Here is a 16,730-nt window from a genome sequence, read left to right as displayed (position 1 = left end):
TCTTTGGAAGGTATACTTCATGACTACGAACCCTAAACCAGCATATCAACGTATTCTGCTTAAACTTAGCGGCGAAGCCCTTCAAGGCGAAGAAGGATTTGGTATCGATGCAACGATACTTGACCGTATGGCTCAAGAGATAAAAGAGCTTGTGGAGCTAGGTGTTCAAGTTGGTGTTGTTATCGGTGGTGGTAACCTTTTCCGTGGTGCTGGTCTGGCTGAAGCGGGTATGAATCGCGTTGTTGGTGATCACATGGGTATGCTTGCAACCGTAATGAACGGCTTAGCAATGCGTGATGCTTTACATCGTGCATATGTGAACGCTCGTGTAATGTCAGCAATTCCACTGAAAGGTGTATGTGACGATTACAACTGGGCAGATGCAATCAGCCAACTTCGTCAAGGTCGCGTTGTGATCTTCTCGGCAGGAACGGGTAACCCATTCTTCACTACAGATTCTGCTGCGTGTTTACGCGGTATTGAAATTGAAGCGGATATCGTTCTAAAAGCGACGAAAGTTGATGGCGTATTTACAGCGGACCCTGTAGCCAACCCTGAAGCAGAGTTGTATCATACGCTTTCTTACAACAGCATTCTTGAGAAAGAGCTGAAGGTTATGGACTTAGCGGCATTTACACTAGCACGTGACCATAAAATGCCTATTCGTGTATTTAATATGAACAAGCCAGGCGCATTACGTCGCGTGGTAATGGGTGAAGCAGAAGGTACGCTAATTAGCGATGCTGAATAATTATAAAATCACAAATCAAATGGTTTGTATCTTATAATCATCCTATTCATTCTTTTTAGTACGTGTTGTTTATTAATGCGTATTCTTTAAGAAAAATTATTTAAGGTGAAATTGTGATTAACGAAATCAAAAAAGACGCGCAAGAGCGCATGGAAAAAAGTGTAGAATCACTACGTAACAGCCTACTTAAGATCCGTACAGGCCGTGCGCATCCAAGCCTTCTGTCTGGCATCTCTGTAGAGTACTACGGTGCAATGTCGCCACTAAACCAAGTGGCTAACGTCATCGCAGAAGACGCACGTACGCTGTCTATTACTGTATTTGATAAAGAGCTTACTCCTCTTATCGAAAAAGCAATCATGAAATCTGATCTAGGCTTAAACCCTATGTCAGCGGGTACCGTTATTCGTGTGCCACTTCCACCACTAACTGAAGAACGCCGTAAAGATTTAGTGAAAATCGTTCGTGGTGAAGCTGAAGGTGGCCGTGTTGCTATTCGTAACATCCGTCGTGATGCAAATGGTGATCTTAAAGCACTTCTTAAAGACAAAGAAATTTCAGAAGATGAAGACCGTCGTGCACAAGACGAAATTCAAAAGCTAACAGATGCTGCTGTTAAGAGTGTTGATGACGTTCTAGCAGTGAAAGAAAAAGAGTTGATGGAAGTATAACCAATACTTACAACTTTATGATTGGTAAGGCGCTGAGCTCGCAGCACAGCGCCTTTTTTTATGCTAGTCTGTCCAATCTTGACGATGGTACGTAAATTAACTTCATATGCAAAATTCTCAGAACTTCACAGACTCCCTTCCAAAACATATCGCTATCATAATGGATGGTAATGGCCGCTGGGCTAAATCTCATGGAAAGCCTCGTGTTTTTGGCCATAAAAAAGGGGTGAGTGCCGTAAGAAAAACGATATCAGCAGCAAGTAAGCTGAAAATTGAAGCGGTGACTTTATTTGCATTTAGTAGTGAGAATTGGCGTCGACCTGAAGAAGAGGTGGGCTTGCTTATGGAATTGTTTATTACTGTATTATCGAGTGAAATAAAAAAACTCCATAAAAACAATTTAAAGCTGCGTATTATTGGTGATAAAAGCCGATTTAGTGCTCGTTTGCAAAAGAAAATCATTGAAGCTGAAGAGTTAACCGCAAACAATACAGGTATGGTGGTTAATGTCGCGGCCAATTATGGCGGTAAGTGGGACATCACAGAAGCCATGAAGTCTATTGCCACTAAAGTCGCTGAAGGGAAATGTAGCGTAAGTGATATTGATGAGGATATGATCTCTCAACATCTCACTATGGCCGATATTCCAGAAGTAGACTTATTGATTAGAACAAGTGGTGAATGCCGCATAAGTAACTTTATGCTTTGGCAACTCGCTTATGCTGAGATGTTTTTTACCGAAGAATTTTGGCCAGACTTTGATGAAGACAGTCTGGTTGAAGCTGTAACTTGGTTTGTCAATCGCGTACGACGTTTTGGTTGTACTGATGACCAGGTTAAAGCATTGATGGAAGAAAAATAAGGATTATAAAGTTTGAAACAACGAATCATTACCGCGTTGATTTTAGCTCCTCTAGTTATTTTAGGAATTTTTGAATTATCGCTCCCGCTATTTATGTTAGCTCTGGCAGTGATCACACTGCTCGGATTTTGGGAGTGGACGCAATTTGTAGAACACAAATCTCGTTATATGGCATTAATCCCATCCGTTATTGTTGGTGCCGCGAGCTATGCCTTACTGCCTACCGATGCTGATAGCTTGAACTCCCTCTCTAGTTTGCACTTTTCAATTTTAGCTGTTGGCTCTATCTGGTGGATTATCGCGAGCGGTTTAGCGATAACCTACCCTAAATCGGCAGCTGGTTGGCAAGGCTCTAATGTCTTACGTCATGTGTTTGGGTTACTGACATTACTTCCTTTTTTTTGGAGTGTCGTGATTCTACGTGCCGAAGATATCTCTACTGATCCATACCACGGCGCTAAGCTTGTTATGTTTGTTTGCTTTTTAGTATGGGCGGCTGATAGTGGCGCTTACTTCTCAGGCAAAACATTTGGCAAAAGAAAGATGGCTCCCGCAGTAAGCCCTAATAAAACGATTGAAGGTTTATTGGGAGGCATTATTGCAGCGCTACTGGTTGGCTGGGGCTTCTCAGTTTGGTTTGATATCCAATTTGCAACGCCTTTACACATGATTGTGATCACGCTTATTACGGTTGTCATTTCAGTACTAGGTGATTTAGTAGAAAGTATGTTTAAACGTGTATCAGGAGTTAAAGATAGCAGTAATATCATTCCTGGGCATGGTGGCATCCTTGATCGCATTGATAGCTTAACCGCTGCCTTCCCTGTATTTGCTCTTCTGTACTATATATTTTAATAACGTTTTATTTTAGTGATTAAGGCAAGGTCATTCTTGCCTTTTTCTCGCAACTAACGGTCTATACGCAATGCGAAATTTAACTATTCTCGGCGCAACGGGTTCAATTGGCACTAGTACCCTCAAGGTTGTAGAGCAAAACCCTGAACATTTTTCAGTTGTTGCTCTGGCTGCCGGAACCAATGTAGAGAAAATGCGTCAGCTGTGTGAGAAGTGGCGACCAAAATATGCAGTGATGGCGAGTGATGATGCTGCTAAGTTATTAAAAGAACAGCTATTAACATTAAAAATCTCAACTCAAGTACTGTCAGGCTTGGAAGGGATGAATCATATCGCTTCATTTGATGAAGTGGATACGGTGATGGCGGCTATCGTTGGCGCTGCTGGACTTATCCCTACTATGGCGGCGGTACAAGCGGGTAAGCGAGTGTTGTTAGCGAATAAAGAAGCTCTGGTGATGTCAGGCCAACTCTTTATTGATGCGGTAGACAAATTTGGCGCAGAATTATTGCCAGTTGATAGTGAACATAATGCTATCTTCCAATGCTTACCTAGTGAGATCCAAACTAACTTAGGTCGATGTAACCTCGAACAGAGTGGAGTTGATAACATACTACTGACCGGATCCGGTGGCCCATTTCGTTACACTGATGTCAGTGAGTTAAGTGCGGTTTCCCCTGCGCAGGCTATTGCTCATCCTAACTGGGCGATGGGGCCGAAAATCTCGGTTGATTCTGCGACAATGATGAACAAAGGTCTTGAGTATATTGAAGCTAAATGGCTGTTTAATGCCTCCAAAGAGCAGCTGAAAGTAATTATTCATCCTCAATCTGTCATTCACTCAATGGTTCAATATAAAGATGGCTCGGTGTTAGCTCAGATGGGCGAACCGGACATGTCGACACCTATTGCTCTGACAATGTCTTACCCTCAGCGTGTGGATGCTGGTGTCAAAGCGCTCGATTTTACTAAAGTGGGACAGTTGACCTTCCTTGAACCAGATTTCGATCGCTACCCTTGTTTAAAACTTGCGATTGATGCGTGTTATGAAGGGCAATATGCCACCACCTCTTTAAACGCAGCCAATGAAGTCGCCGTTGACGCATTTTTGAATAACACACTCAAATTTACGGACATTGCCGCTGTTAACGAAGCTGTATTGTCTAAGGTCTGTGCGACTAACACTTCTCACTCCATTGATAGCTTGGAAAGCCTACTTGAGCTAGATAGAATGGCTCGAATATTTGCTTTAGAAGCAGCTCGTGAGCGTAAATTATGATTGATATATTATGGAACTTCGCTTCATTTATCATTGCGTTAGGCATTTTGGTGGCTGTGCATGAGTATGGGCATTTCTGGGTAGCCCGTCGCTGCGGCGTAAAAGTGGAAAAATTCTCAATTGGTTTTGGTAAATCAATCTGGAGAAAAATGGGTAAAGATGGGACCGAATATAGCCTTTCAATGATCCCATTAGGCGGGTACGTAAAAATGCTCGATTCTCGTGTTGACGAAGTGCCTGAAGATCAAAAACAGTACGCGTTCGATCAAAAAGCACTATGGAAGAGAAGCGCGATTGTTGGTGCTGGTCCTGCTTTTAATTTTGTATTCGCGATTTTTGCTTACTGGCTGGTGTTTTTAATTGGTATTCCAGCGGTTAAGCCTGTTGTTGGCGAAGTGATTCCAAACTCAATTGCGGCACAGTCAGGCATTGAACGTGGAATGCAATTTCAGTCGATCGACGGCGTTAGAACTCTCGACTGGGAATCAGTGAATATGGGGTTAATTTCTCATATCGGTGATGATGTGATGACAGTCACGCTTACGCCTGTTGATGGTGTTGGTTACGAAGAAGTGAAGACTCTCGACATTCGAGAATGGAACTTTAACCCAGAAACTGAGTCTGCTATGAGGGCACTTGGTTTTTCTCCGTTTACGCCTGAGATAACACCAGTACTGGTTAACGTATCAGAAGACGGGGCAGGCGCTCGAGCTGGGCTGATTGCAGGTGATAAGTTTGTGCGAGTCAATGGTGCGCTCGTTGAGGACTGGCAGCAGATTGTAGAGGCGATACGCCAAAGTCCTAATAAAGTAGTGGCTTTAGAGATCGAGCGAAATGGTGTGGTTCTTCCTATTGTGTTAGAACCAGATAGCAAAAAGATTTCCAAGGATAAAGTGATTGGTTTTGCGGGTATTGCACCGAAAGTCGCAGAATGGCCGCAAAGTTATCGATTTGAGCTGAAATATGGTGTATTTGAATCGATAGAAAAAGCGTTTGATAAAACAGGACAAATTATAAGCTTGACGATCAGCATGCTTAAGAAGCTGGTTGTTGGTGATGTAGGCCTAGATAATTTAAGTGGGCCGATATCGATAGCAAAAGGAGCAGGAGCAACCGCTGATTATGGCATTGTTTACTTCCTTGGGTTTTTAGCATTAATCAGTGTGAATTTAGGGATCATTAATTTGGTTCCATTGCCTATGTTAGATGGTGGGCATTTGCTGTTTTTCGCAATTGAAGCCGTAACCCGACGCCCGGTGCCAGAAAAGGTACAAGAGATGGGGTATAGAGTCGGAGGAGCTATCATCTTCTCATTGATGGCGTTAGCAATATTTAATGATTTTACTCGTTTATGATTTTTAAATCGTAATCAAAAGCAGTAGCAAGGAATAGTTAGAATAAATATGGCGATTAAGCAGATTCTATTCGCAACGTTGTTGGCAACTAGCGTGTCAGCGAATGGCGCAGAAAATTTTGTCGTTCAAGACATAAAAATCGAAGGATTACAGCGTGTGGCTCTCGGTGCCGCATTATTGAAGATGCCTGTTCGTATTGGCGACTCTGTTGACTCACAAGACGTATCGGAAATTATTCGAGCGCTTTATGCTTCAGGTAACTTTGAAGATGTAAAAGTATTACGTGATAACGATGCTTTAGTCATCCAAGTCAAAGAGCGCCCGACCATTGCCAGCATCTCATTTTCTGGTAATAAAGCGATTAAAGAAGAGCAGCTTCAGCAGAACTTGGATGCATCTGAGGTTCGTGTGGGTGAAGCTTTAGATCGCACTACGCTAAGCAATATTGAGAAAGGTTTAGAAGATTTTTACTACAGTGTTGGTAAATATAATGCGACGGTAAAAGCGGTTGTAACCCCACTTCCTCGCAATCGTTCTGACCTTAAATTTGTTTTCACCGAAGGTGTTTCCGCTAAAATTCAACAGATAAACTTTATTGGTAATGAAGTTTATAATGATGAAGAGTTACTTTCTCGATTTAATCTGAACGTAGATATTGAGTGGTGGAACTTCCTATCTGATGATAAGTACCAGAAGCAGATTCTTGCTGGTGATTTAGAAGCATTGAAGTCTTACTACCTTGACCGAGGGTATTTGAAGTTTAAGCTTGATTCGACACAGGTTGCCATCTCCCCAGATAAGAAAGGTGTCTATATTACGCTTGGCTTAGAAGAGGGCGAAGCCTATACCGTTAAGGATATAAATTTCCGTGGTGACCTTGTAGGTAAAGAGGCTGAGTTTACCGCTTTAAATCCTTTTGAAGCTGGCGAAGTGTATAACGGTTCTCGAGTGACGGAATTAGAGGAAGGGGTTAAACGTATTTTAGGGGAGGCGGGTTACGCTTATCCTCAAGTTCGTACTATTCCTGAATTTGATGATGAAACCAATGAAGTGTCACTTATTATCAATGTTGATGCGGGTAGTCGAATTTATGTTCGAGACATCCGATTCACTGGAAATAACGCCACAAAAGACGAAGTTTTGCGTCGTGAAATGCGCCAAATGGAAGGCAGTTGGTTAAACTCAAAATCGATTGATACGGGTAAAGCACGTTTGAACCGTCTTGGTTACTTCGAAACGGTTGATGTTCAAACGGTTCGTGTTCCAGGAAGCGAAGATCAAGTCGATTTAGTGTACAACGTTAAAGAAGCCAACTCGGGTAGTGTTAACTTCGGTGTTGGCTACGGTACTGAGTCTGGTATAAGTTTCCAAGTCGGTCTACAGCAGGATAACTTTGCCGGTAGTGGTAATCGAGTCGGCATCAGTGCCATGATGAATGACTATCAGAAAAATATCAGCTTAGAGTACCGTGACCCATACTGGAACCTTGATGGTGTGAGTCTAGGTGGTAAAGTTTTCTACAATGAATTTGAAGCTTCTGAAGCGGGTATTGTTGACTATACCAATGAAAGTTACGGTACGAGCTTAACGTGGGGTTTCCCGTTTGATGAGCTCAACCGTGTCGAATTTGGTATTGGTTATACGCATAATAAGATTTCAAACTTAGATGCCTATGTACAAATTGAGCAGTTTTTACAAGCGCAAGCCGATAACATGAACTCTGACGGTAGCTTGGTGACCAATGATTTTGATCTCAATATTTCATGGACACGCAACAATTTAAACCGAGGGTATTTCCCGACGGAAGGTAACCATCAACGAGCATTTTTCAAGGCAACGGTACCGGGCTCTGATGTTCAGTATTTTAAAGCTCAGTATGATGTGAAACAGTACATACCTTTAACCAAAAAGCATGAATTTACGCTCTTGATGCGTGGTCGTTTAGGTTACGGTAATGGTTATGGTCAAACGAATGGTAATGATAACTTATTCCCATTCTATGAGAACTACTACGCGGGCGGCTTTACCACTTTACGTGGTTTTGGTTCGAACTCCGCCGGGCCTAAAGCTGTTTATAATGAAGGTGTAGGTAATAACCCTAATTATAAAGCGACAGATGACTCTGTCGGTGGTAACGCGGTGGCATTGGCAAGTATTGAGCTGATCGTACCAACACCATTTGCATCGGATGAAGTACGAAATCAAATCCGTACTAGCGTATTCTTCGATATGGCAAGTGTATGGGATACCGAATTTGATTACCGTAAAGCGAGTGCTGACATGCCTGGTGGCGCTTACTACTACGATTATTCAGACCCAACAAATTATCGTTCGTCATATGGCGCTGCGTTGCAGTGGATGTCTCCTATGGGGCCATTAGTATTCTCAGTCGCGAAGCCGGCTAAATCTTTTGAAGGTGATGATGAAGAGTTCTTCACTTTCACTATTGGTAGAACATTCTAAATTTTAAGGAATATATTTTGAAAAACATGATGAAAGCAGCGGGTCTTGGCCTTATCGTATTAAGCTCTTCTTTATTTGCTCAAGCTGCGGAAGCTGCTCAGAAAGTTGGTTATGTTAATACTGCTCAAGTATTCCAAGAGCTACCTCAACGTGAAATCGTACTGCAAAAATTGCAAGAAGAGTTCAAAGATAAAGCGGCTGAACTACAAGCGATTCAAGCTGAAGCAGCAACAAAAATTGAAAAACTTAAGCGTGATGGTGAGCTACTAGGTCCAGACGAAGTTGAAAAACTACGTATTGAAATTGGCCAACTTCAGAGCAACTACAAAATCAAAGGACAAGCTTTAGAGAAGGCGAGTCAACGTCGCGAAGCTCAAGAGAAGCAAAAACTATTTAAGCAAATTCAAGCAGCAGTAAAAGCGGTTGCTGAAAAAGAAGGTTACGATCTGATCGTTGATATTCAAGCTATGCAATATGGTAAGCCTGAATTTAATGTGTCAGAACTGGTTATTAAGCAATTAAAATAAGAACGTTATGCCACAACTCACTTTAGCCGAATTGGCCGTAATTACCGGGGGAGAGCTCTACGGTGAAGGTGATCAAATCATCTCATCGGTTGCTCCTATGGATAAAGCAAAACAAGGAGAAATCACTTTTCTTTCGAATGCAAAATACAGCAAGCATTTAGCTGATTGCTGTGCATCTGCCATTATGGTTAAGGCGGCGGAAAGAGAACTTTGTCAGACAAATGTTATTGTTGTGGATGACCCCTATGTTGCTTTTGCTAAAGTTGCTCAAGCTTTAGATTTAACACCTGCAGCGGCTGAAGGTATTGCACTTTCTGCCGTTGTTGCTAGCGATGCCATTATTGGTAAAAACGTCTCTATTGGTGCGAATGCTGTGATTGAATCTGGAGCTGAACTCGGCGATGGTGCTGTTATCGGTGCAGGTTGCTTTATTGGTCAAAAAGCCAAAATCGGTGCTAACACTCAGTTATGGTCGAATGTAAGTATCTATCATGATGTTGAGCTTGGAAGCGATTGTTTAGTTCAAGCAAATACAGTGATTGGCTCTGATGGTTTTGGTTATGCGAATGAGAAAGGCGAGTGGATCAAAATTCCTCAAGTCGGCTCTGTTCGTATTGGTAACCGTGTTGAAATCGGCTCTTGTACGACGATCGATCGCGGTGCATTAGACGATACCATTGTGGAAGATAATGTAATTTTGGATAACCAACTCCAAATTGCCCATAATGTTCACATCGGATATGGTTCAGCTCTTGCTGGTGGTACTATTATCGCAGGCAGCACTAGTATTGGTAAATACTGTATTATTGGTGGTGGTTGTGTGATTAATGGTCACATTGAAATCGTCGATGGAGTAACGATCACCGGTATGGGTATGGTCATGCGCTCAATCAAAGAGAAAGGCATGTACTCTTCTGGTATCCCATTGCAAACCAATAAAGAGTGGCGTAAAACAGCGACTCGCGTACATCGAATTGACGATATGAATAAGCGATTAAAAGCTGTCGAGAAGTTAATCGATGGAAATGTGGAATCGTAATACCATATTTATTGAAGAAGGCTCGCGATGTGCGGGTCTTTTTCGTCTATAATCGCAAATAATTAATTAAGTATTAGAATAGGAATATGACTTTGACTACTGAAAAGAAAACGATGAATATCACTGAAATTCAGGAGCTTTTACCTCATCGCTACCCATTTTTGTTGATCGATCGTGTTGTTGACTTTGAAGAAGCGAAGCACCTAACGGCAATTAAAAATGTTTCCGTTAATGAACCACAGTTTACGGGTCATTTTCCTCAGCTTCCGGTATTCCCTGGTGTTTTAATTCTTGAAGCCATGGCTCAAGCGACAGGTTTACTAGCCTTTAAATCATTTGGTGCACCATCTGAGAATGAGCTTTATTACTTTGCTAGTGTAGATAAAGCGAAGTTCCGTAAACCGGTTGTCCCAGGTGATCAAATGATCATTGAAGTAGAATTCATTAAAGAACGTCGTGGTATTGCTCAATTTAATGGTGTCGCTCGTGTAGATGGCGACGTTGTTTGTTCCGCTGAACTTAAGTGTGCACGTAGAGAGTTTTAATATGATTCATGAAACCGCTCAAATCCACCCTTCTGCTGTCGTTGAAGAGGGTGCCAAAATCGGCGCTAATGTTACAGTAGGACCTTTCACCTATATTACAGGCAACGTAGAAATTGGCGATGGGACAGAAGTTATGTCTCACGTAGTGATCAAGGGACCTACAGTTATTGGCAAAGATAACCGTATTTTCCCATTCGCGGTTGTTGGTGAAGAGTGTCAAGATAAAAAGTATCAAGGCGAAGATACACGTCTAATTGTAGGCGATAGAAATATCATTCGTGAAAGCGTACAGATGCATCGTGGTACTGTTCAAGATAAAGGTGTGACTACCGTTGGTAGTGATAACTTATTTTGTGTCAATGTCCACATCGCTCATGACTGTGTTGTCGGTGATAACATCATCATGGGTAATAATGCAACTCTTGCGGGACATGTAACCGTTGAAGATTACGCGATTGTTTCTGCCTTATCTCCTGTACACCAATTCTGTACCGTTGGCGCTCATAGCTTTATTGGTGGTGCATCGGTTGTGGTTCAAGATGTCCCTCCATACGTGATGGCTCAAGGTAACCATGCAAAACCATTTGGTATCAATATCGAAGGGTTAAAGCGTCGCGGATTTGAAAAGAAAGAGATCCACGCGATTCGCCGTGCTTATAAAGCACTCTACCGCAATGGCAATACCTTAGAAGAAGCAAAAGTCGAGATTAACCGCGAACTTGCAGAGTTCCCTGTGTTACAAGGATTTCTTGATATCTTTGAAAAATCAACGCGTGGCATTATTCGCTAAGTACTATTCTATTCTTTCTTCAGTACCATTAATTACCAAGTACTGTGATTGAGTATTCAGTTGCTATTGTTGTCAATAAAGATCGCTGTTTTCAGCGGTCTTTTTGTGTTTTTAGATTGGTATGATTTATGCCACAGTTATTGGGATAAGTGACATGTTAAACGCAAAAAAACCACTACGCATCGGAATCGTCGCTGGAGAACTTTCTGGTGATACCTTAGGTGAAGGTTTTATTAAATCGATTAAACAGCAATATCCGGATGCTGAATTCGTGGGTATTGGTGGCCCTAAGATGATCGCTTCAGGCTGCGAATCTCTGTTTGATATGGAAGAATTGGCAGTCATGGGGCTTGTTGAAGTCCTAGGTCGATTACCAAGGTTATTGAAAGTAAAGCATCAACTAGTTGAGTATTTTACGCAAAATCCACCGGATGTTTTTATCGGTATTGATGCGCCTGATTTTAATCTTCGATTAGAAAAAACGCTCAAAGATGCAGGAATAAAAACCGTGCATTATGTCAGCCCTTCTGTGTGGGCATGGCGACCAAAGCGCATATTTAAAATTGATGCCGCGACGGATTTAGTGTTGGCATTTCTGCCATTCGAGAAAGCTTTCTATGATAAATATAATGTAGCTTGTGAATTTATCGGCCACACTCTTGCTGATGCGATCCCATTAGTAAGTGATCAACGCGCGGCTCGTGAACTGCTGAATTTAGAGCAAGATCGTCAATGGCTTGCAGTGCTACCAGGGAGTCGTGGAGGAGAGGTAGCATTGATTGCTAAACCTTTCATCGAGACTTGCCAGCGTATTCATGCTAAGCACCCTGAGATGGGGTTTGTTGTTGCTGCTGTGAACAAAAAACGCCGAGAGCAATTTGAATCAATCTGGAAAGAGACTGCACCTGAGCTGGATTTCGTTATCATTGAAGATACCGCAAGAAATGTTATGACTGCTTCCGATGCGGTTTTACTTGCATCTGGTACCGTTGCGCTTGAATGTATGTTGGTGAAGCGACCAATGGTTGTTGGTTATCAAGTCAATAAACTCACTGGCTGGATTGCACAAAAGCTATCGATTACTGAATTTGTATCATTGCCAAATGTGCTTGCGGGTAAAGAGTTGGTTAAAGAGTTCATTCAAGAAGAGTGCCATCCTGATTTCCTTTATCCCGCAATGGAAGAAGTACTGGCTAATGATAACGTTGAATTGATTCAATCATTTACTGAAATGCATCAGTGGATACGTAAGGATGCGGATACACAAGCCGCAAATGCAGTGCTCAATTTGATTGGTTTACAAACAGATTAATATGACAGATAAAAAATCGATGAAAAAAACCGTAAAAGAGAAACAAGAACTGCCTGAATTTGAATATCCTACGGGGTATTCCCTTGTTGCGGGTATTGATGAAGTAGGCCGCGGTCCACTGGTTGGCGATGTGGTGACAGCGGCTGTGATTCTCGATCCGAATAATCCAATTGAAGGGCTAACGGACTCAAAGAAACTATCAGAAAAAAAACGCCTCGCACTTTACCCTGAGATTAAAGAAAAAGCCCTAGCATGGGCGGTGGGGCGCTGCTCTCCAGAAGAGATCGATCAATTTAATATTTTGCAAGCGACGATGGTTGCGATGCAGCGTGCAATCGAAGGGTTAGCTATTCAGCCAGATCTTGCTCTTATTGATGGAAACCGAGTGCCGACGTTATCAATGGACGCCATTGCTGTAGTGAAAGGCGACCTTCGAGTTCAAGAGATCAGTGCGGCCTCTATCATCGCTAAAGTGGTTCGTGATCAAGAGATGGAAGATCTGGATAAACTTCATCCTGAATTTGGTTTTGCGCAGCACAAAGGGTATCCAACCAAAGCCCATTTTGCTGCTATCGAACAACATGGTGTCATCGACCAGCACCGTAAGAGTTTCAAGCCAGTTAAAAGAGCTCTGGGTATCGAATAAAAGCTGCTATACAATGCTTCTCTACGTAAATAAGTCAATTCAGTGCTTATTTACGGCCATATTCTGGTTAATTCAGGTTCCATATCCACTGAATTAACAATTGATTAGATTATTTAGAACTCAAATTATTTATGTCAGACCCTAAGTTTATACATTTACGTGTTCACAGTGATTTCTCGATGATCGACGGCCTGTCGAAAGTGCCACCGTTGGTCAAAAAGGTCGCAGAAATGGGCATGCCAGCGCTTGCATTAACCGATTTTACTAACCTATGTGGTTTGGTGAAATTTTATGGGACAGCACACAATTGTGGTATCAAGCCGATCATTGGTGCTGATTTCATGATGCAGTCGCCGGAGTTTGGTGATGAGCTGACAAAGTTGACTATTCTTGCTTCCGATAATGTTGGATATAACAACTTAACACTATTGATTTCAGAAGCTTATCAACGTGGGCATGTTCAGCATATCCCCGTGATTGATAAAGAGTGGCTCGTTAATCACAAGCAAGGTCTGATTATCCTATCTGGCGCGAAAAGTGGTGAGATTGGAAAAGCATTGTTGAAGGGGAATGCCGAAATTGTCGGACAGTGTGTCGAATTCTACAAAACGCACTTTCCAGACCGCTTTTATTTGGAGCTGATTCGAACAGGCAGACCAGATGAAGAAGCCTATCTGCATTTCGCTTTAGAGCTCTCAGAGCAAACCGATTTGCCTGTCGTAGCAACCAATGAAGTTGTCTTCCTGACTGAAGACCTGTTTGACGCCCATGAAATTCGCGTGGCGATCCATGATGGCTTTACAATGGTCGATCCTCGTCGCCCTAAGAACTACAGCGCACAGCAATACTTACGTACTGAAGAAGAGATGTGCGAGTTGTTCTCGGACATTCCTGAAGCACTAGCCAACTCAGTCGAGATTGCTAAGCGTTGTAATGTGACAGTGCGTCTTGGGGAGTATTTCCTACCTAATTTCCCAACCGAAGGTCTTAAGATCGAAGACTATCTGATTAAAAAATCAGAAGAAGGGTTAGAAAGACGATTGGCATTCTTGTTTCCAGACGAGAAAGTGCGTGAGGAGAGAAGGCCTGAGTACGATGAGCGTCTAAAAATTGAGCTAGAAGTAGTCAATAACATGGGTTTCCCAGGCTACTTTTTGATTGTAATGGAGTTCATTCAGTGGTCAAAAGACAATGATGTTCCTGTAGGTCCTGGCCGAGGCTCTGGTGCCGGTTCACTCGTGGCTTATGCGCTTGATATTACCGACTTAGACCCACTAGAGTACGATCTTCTATTTGAACGTTTCTTGAACCCTGAACGTGTCTCTATGCCCGATTTCGATATCGACTTTTGTATGGATAAACGTGACCAAGTGATTGATCACGTAGCGGAAATGTATGGTCGAGATGCGGTATCTCAGATTATCACCTTTGGAACCATGGCAGCAAAAGCGGTTATTCGTGATGTTGGACGTGTTCTCGGTCACCCGTTTGGCTTTGTCGATCGTATCTCAAAAATGATCCCGCCAGATCCGGGAATGACGTTAGAAAAAGCGTTCAAAGCGGAACCTTCGCTGCCTGAATTGTATGATGCCGATGAAGAAGTTCGAGAACTTATTGATAAGTGCCGAATTCTAGAAGGTTGTACCCGAAATGCAGGTAAACACGCGGGTGGGGTTGTAATATCGCCAACGACGATCACCGATTTTGCTCCTATTTATTGTGATGCCGACGGTAACTTCCCGGTTACACAGTTTGATAAAAATGACGTTGAAACCGCCGGTCTGGTTAAGTTCGACTTCTTAGGTTTAAGAACATTAACCATCATCGATTGGGCGTTGGGGTTAGTGAATCCTCGCTTAGAAAAAGAGGGTAAAGAGCGGGTTCGTATCGATTCTATTCCGTTGGATGATCCTGCTTCATTCAGGTTGCTGCAAAACTCAGAAACCACGGCGGTATTCCAATTAGAATCTCGCGGAATGAAAGATCTGATCAAGCGTCTGCAACCCGACTGTTTTGAAGATATTATCGCATTGGTTGCACTGTTCCGTCCGGGACCGCTGCAATCGGGCATGGTAGATAACTTTATCGACCGTAAACATGGTCGTGAAGCGGTATCTTATCCCGATGAAAAGTGGCAACACGACTCACTGAAAGAGACGCTTGAGCCCACTTACGGCATTATCTTGTATCAAGAACAAGTTATGCAAATCGCCCAAATTCTTGCTGGATATACGCTAGGTGGCGCAGATATGCTGCGTCGTGCGATGGGTAAGAAAAAGCCAGAAGAGATGGCGAAACAGCGTGGGACGTTCAAAGAAGGTGCGATAGCCAACGGTGTTGATGGCGAGTTGTCGATGAAAATCTTCGACTTGGTAGAAAAGTTCGCAGGTTATGGCTTCAACAAATCTCACTCAGCCGCATACGCACTGGTTTCATATCAAACCTTATGGCTAAAAACACATTACCCTGCTGAATTTATGGCGGCGGTAATGACAGCGGATATGGACAACACAGAGAAAGTTATCGGCTTAGTCGATGAATGTCTGCGTATGAAATTGAAGTTACTGCCACCGGATATTAACTCGGGACTTTATCGGTTTAATGTCGATGAAAATGGTGCCATCGTTTATGGTATTGGCGCGATAAAAGGGGTGGGTGAAGGCCCAATCGAAGTGATCATCGCGGCACGAGAAAAGGGAGGTCACTTTAAAGATCTCTTTGATTTTTGTGCGCGAATTGATTTGAAAAAAGTCAATAAACGAGTGATAGAGAAGCTGATCTACTCTGGTGCTCTTGATCGTCTCGGGCCGCACCGAGCTGCTATGATGGCGTCATTGAATGATGCAGTAAAAGCGGCGAGCCAACACCATCAAGCAGAAGCGTTTGGTCAGGCTGATATGTTCGGTGTATTAACCGATGCCCCAGAAGAAGTTGAGCAAAAGTATACTCAAGTACCAGCATGGCCTGAAAAAGTCTGGCTGGAAGGTGAGCGCGAAACTTTAGGGCTTTATTTGACCGGACACCCAATTAATGCGTATATAAAGGAACTTGCTAAGTACACCAGTTGTCGACTAACTGATGCGACCCCGACAAGACGGGATCAATCGGTGACTATTGCGGGCTTGGTGATCGCTGCTCGAGTGATGACGACCAAGCGAGGTACCCGAATAGGATTGATGACCATTGATGACCGATCGGGTCGAATGGAAGTGATGCTATTCTCGGATGCCTTAGAAAGGTATGCTGAATTACTAGAAAAAGACAAAATATTAGTCATTTCTGGACAGGTCAGCTTTGATGACTTCAATGGTGGGCTTAAAATGTCCGCGCGCGAAGTTATGGATCTTGGAGAAGCACGAGAAAAATACGCTCGTGGTTTGTCTATTTCTATTGAACAATCACAAGTCGATGAGAAATTTTTTGAGCGCTTTAGTCAAATCTTAGAGCCTCACCGAGCGGGAACTGTTCCCGTCAATGTATACTACCAACGTTCCGACGCAAGAGCGCGGTTATCTCTTGGTGCAGAGTGGAGAGTGACTCCTTCTGATACATTACTAGATGAATTAAAACTGCTACTTGGAAATGGCCAAGTGGAACTCGAATTTAACTAAAATTTAGCTCCAACTTTCGGAGAG

The 16,730-nt window shown here is 42.8% G+C and carries 14 protein-coding genes; all 14 read left to right on the top strand.

Annotated elements, in window-relative coordinates; all coding sequences use genetic code 11:
• Positions 1-19: 19 nt before the first annotated feature.
• The 14 genes from pyrH (at position 20) to dnaE (ending at position 16,706) form a co-directional block, all read left to right on the top strand.
• Complete coding sequence (gene pyrH, locus FCV43_RS13470) at positions 20-751, top strand: UMP kinase (RefSeq protein WP_017053983.1); 732 nt, start codon at positions 20-22, stop codon at positions 749-751.
• A gap of 113 nt (positions 752-864) precedes the next feature.
• Positions 865-1,422: a ribosome recycling factor gene (frr, locus tag FCV43_RS13465; protein ID WP_017053982.1), complete on the top strand. Its 558-nt coding sequence runs from the start codon at positions 865-867 to the stop codon at positions 1,420-1,422.
• Positions 1,423-1,528: 106 nt separating this feature from the next.
• Positions 1,529-2,284 (top strand): isoprenyl transferase, encoded by a 756-nt coding sequence (locus tag FCV43_RS13460; RefSeq protein WP_136995482.1) that lies wholly within the window; start codon positions 1,529-1,531, stop codon positions 2,282-2,284.
• Between the two features lie 12 nt (positions 2,285-2,296).
• Positions 2,297-3,139 (top strand): phosphatidate cytidylyltransferase, encoded by an 843-nt coding sequence (locus FCV43_RS13455; RefSeq protein ID WP_136995481.1) that lies wholly within the window; start codon positions 2,297-2,299, stop codon positions 3,137-3,139.
• A gap of 70 nt (positions 3,140-3,209) precedes the next feature.
• Complete coding sequence (gene ispC / locus FCV43_RS13450; protein ID WP_136995480.1) at positions 3,210-4,418, top strand: 1-deoxy-D-xylulose-5-phosphate reductoisomerase; 1,209 nt, start codon at positions 3,210-3,212, stop codon at positions 4,416-4,418.
• Positions 4,415-5,773, top strand: coding sequence for a sigma E protease regulator RseP (gene rseP / locus FCV43_RS13445; protein ID WP_136995479.1), 1,359 nt, complete (start codon positions 4,415-4,417; stop codon positions 5,771-5,773). The genes ispC and rseP overlap by 4 nt, the downstream gene beginning before the upstream one ends.
• 48 nt (positions 5,774-5,821) lie before the next feature.
• Complete coding sequence (gene bamA, locus FCV43_RS13440) at positions 5,822-8,236, top strand: outer membrane protein assembly factor BamA (RefSeq protein WP_136995478.1); 2,415 nt, start codon at positions 5,822-5,824, stop codon at positions 8,234-8,236.
• A 26-nt stretch (positions 8,237-8,262) separates the two neighbouring features.
• Positions 8,263-8,763, top strand: a complete 501-nt coding sequence (locus FCV43_RS13435) for an OmpH family outer membrane protein (protein ID WP_029203514.1) — start codon at positions 8,263-8,265, stop codon at positions 8,761-8,763.
• 7 nt (positions 8,764-8,770) lie between these two features.
• Complete coding sequence (gene lpxD, locus FCV43_RS13430) at positions 8,771-9,802, top strand: UDP-3-O-(3-hydroxymyristoyl)glucosamine N-acyltransferase (RefSeq protein WP_136995477.1); 1,032 nt, start codon at positions 8,771-8,773, stop codon at positions 9,800-9,802.
• A gap of 92 nt (positions 9,803-9,894) precedes the next feature.
• A complete protein-coding gene (gene fabZ, locus FCV43_RS13425) occupies positions 9,895-10,347 on the top strand; it encodes a 3-hydroxyacyl-ACP dehydratase FabZ (protein ID WP_029203513.1) in 453 nt (150 codons plus the stop codon).
• Position 10,348: 1 nt separating this feature from the next.
• Positions 10,349-11,137, top strand: coding sequence for an acyl-ACP--UDP-N-acetylglucosamine O-acyltransferase (gene lpxA, locus FCV43_RS13420; RefSeq protein WP_017053973.1), 789 nt, complete (start codon positions 10,349-10,351; stop codon positions 11,135-11,137).
• A gap of 154 nt (positions 11,138-11,291) precedes the next feature.
• Positions 11,292-12,449, top strand: a complete 1,158-nt coding sequence (lpxB, locus tag FCV43_RS13415) for a lipid-A-disaccharide synthase (RefSeq protein ID WP_136995476.1) — start codon at positions 11,292-11,294, stop codon at positions 12,447-12,449.
• A 1-nt stretch (position 12,450) separates the two neighbouring features.
• Positions 12,451-13,095, top strand: coding sequence for a ribonuclease HII (gene rnhB / locus FCV43_RS13410; RefSeq protein ID WP_170961660.1), 645 nt, complete (start codon positions 12,451-12,453; stop codon positions 13,093-13,095).
• A gap of 131 nt (positions 13,096-13,226) precedes the next feature.
• Positions 13,227-16,706, top strand: coding sequence for a DNA polymerase III subunit alpha (dnaE, locus tag FCV43_RS13405; protein WP_136995475.1), 3,480 nt, complete (start codon positions 13,227-13,229; stop codon positions 16,704-16,706).
• Positions 16,707-16,730: the final 24 nt, after the last annotated feature.

The sequence above is a fragment of the Vibrio genomosp. F6 genome (assembly GCF_005146325.1).
Taxonomy (GTDB): domain Bacteria; phylum Pseudomonadota; class Gammaproteobacteria; order Enterobacterales; family Vibrionaceae; genus Vibrio; species Vibrio cortegadensis.
The sequence above is the reverse complement of the archived record's forward strand: the minus strand, read 5'-3'. Positions and strand labels throughout refer to the sequence as shown.

What these genes read in the sequence shown, in the direction of transcription:
- lpxD (WP_136995477.1), top strand. Translation starts at nt 8,771, where the DNA reads ATGCCACAACTCACTTTAGCCGAATTGGCCGTAATTACCGGGGGAGAG.
- bamA (WP_136995478.1), top strand. Translation starts at nt 5,822, where the DNA reads ATGGCGATTAAGCAGATTCTATTCGCAACGTTGTTGGCAACTAGCGTG.
- FCV43_RS13435 (WP_029203514.1), top strand. Translation starts at nt 8,263, where the DNA reads ATGATGAAAGCAGCGGGTCTTGGCCTTATCGTATTAAGCTCTTCTTTA.
- rnhB (WP_170961660.1), top strand. Translation starts at nt 12,451, where the DNA reads ATGACAGATAAAAAATCGATGAAAAAAACCGTAAAAGAGAAACAAGAA.
- lpxA (WP_017053973.1), top strand. Translation starts at nt 10,349, where the DNA reads ATGATTCATGAAACCGCTCAAATCCACCCTTCTGCTGTCGTTGAAGAG.
- FCV43_RS13460 (WP_136995482.1), top strand. Translation starts at nt 1,529, where the DNA reads ATGCAAAATTCTCAGAACTTCACAGACTCCCTTCCAAAACATATCGCT.
- rseP (WP_136995479.1), top strand. Translation starts at nt 4,415, where the DNA reads ATGATTGATATATTATGGAACTTCGCTTCATTTATCATTGCGTTAGGC.
- pyrH (WP_017053983.1), top strand. Translation starts at nt 20, where the DNA reads ATGACTACGAACCCTAAACCAGCATATCAACGTATTCTGCTTAAACTT.
- ispC (WP_136995480.1), top strand. Translation starts at nt 3,210, where the DNA reads ATGCGAAATTTAACTATTCTCGGCGCAACGGGTTCAATTGGCACTAGT.
- dnaE (WP_136995475.1), top strand. Translation starts at nt 13,227, where the DNA reads ATGTCAGACCCTAAGTTTATACATTTACGTGTTCACAGTGATTTCTCG.
- lpxB (WP_136995476.1), top strand. Translation starts at nt 11,292, where the DNA reads ATGTTAAACGCAAAAAAACCACTACGCATCGGAATCGTCGCTGGAGAA.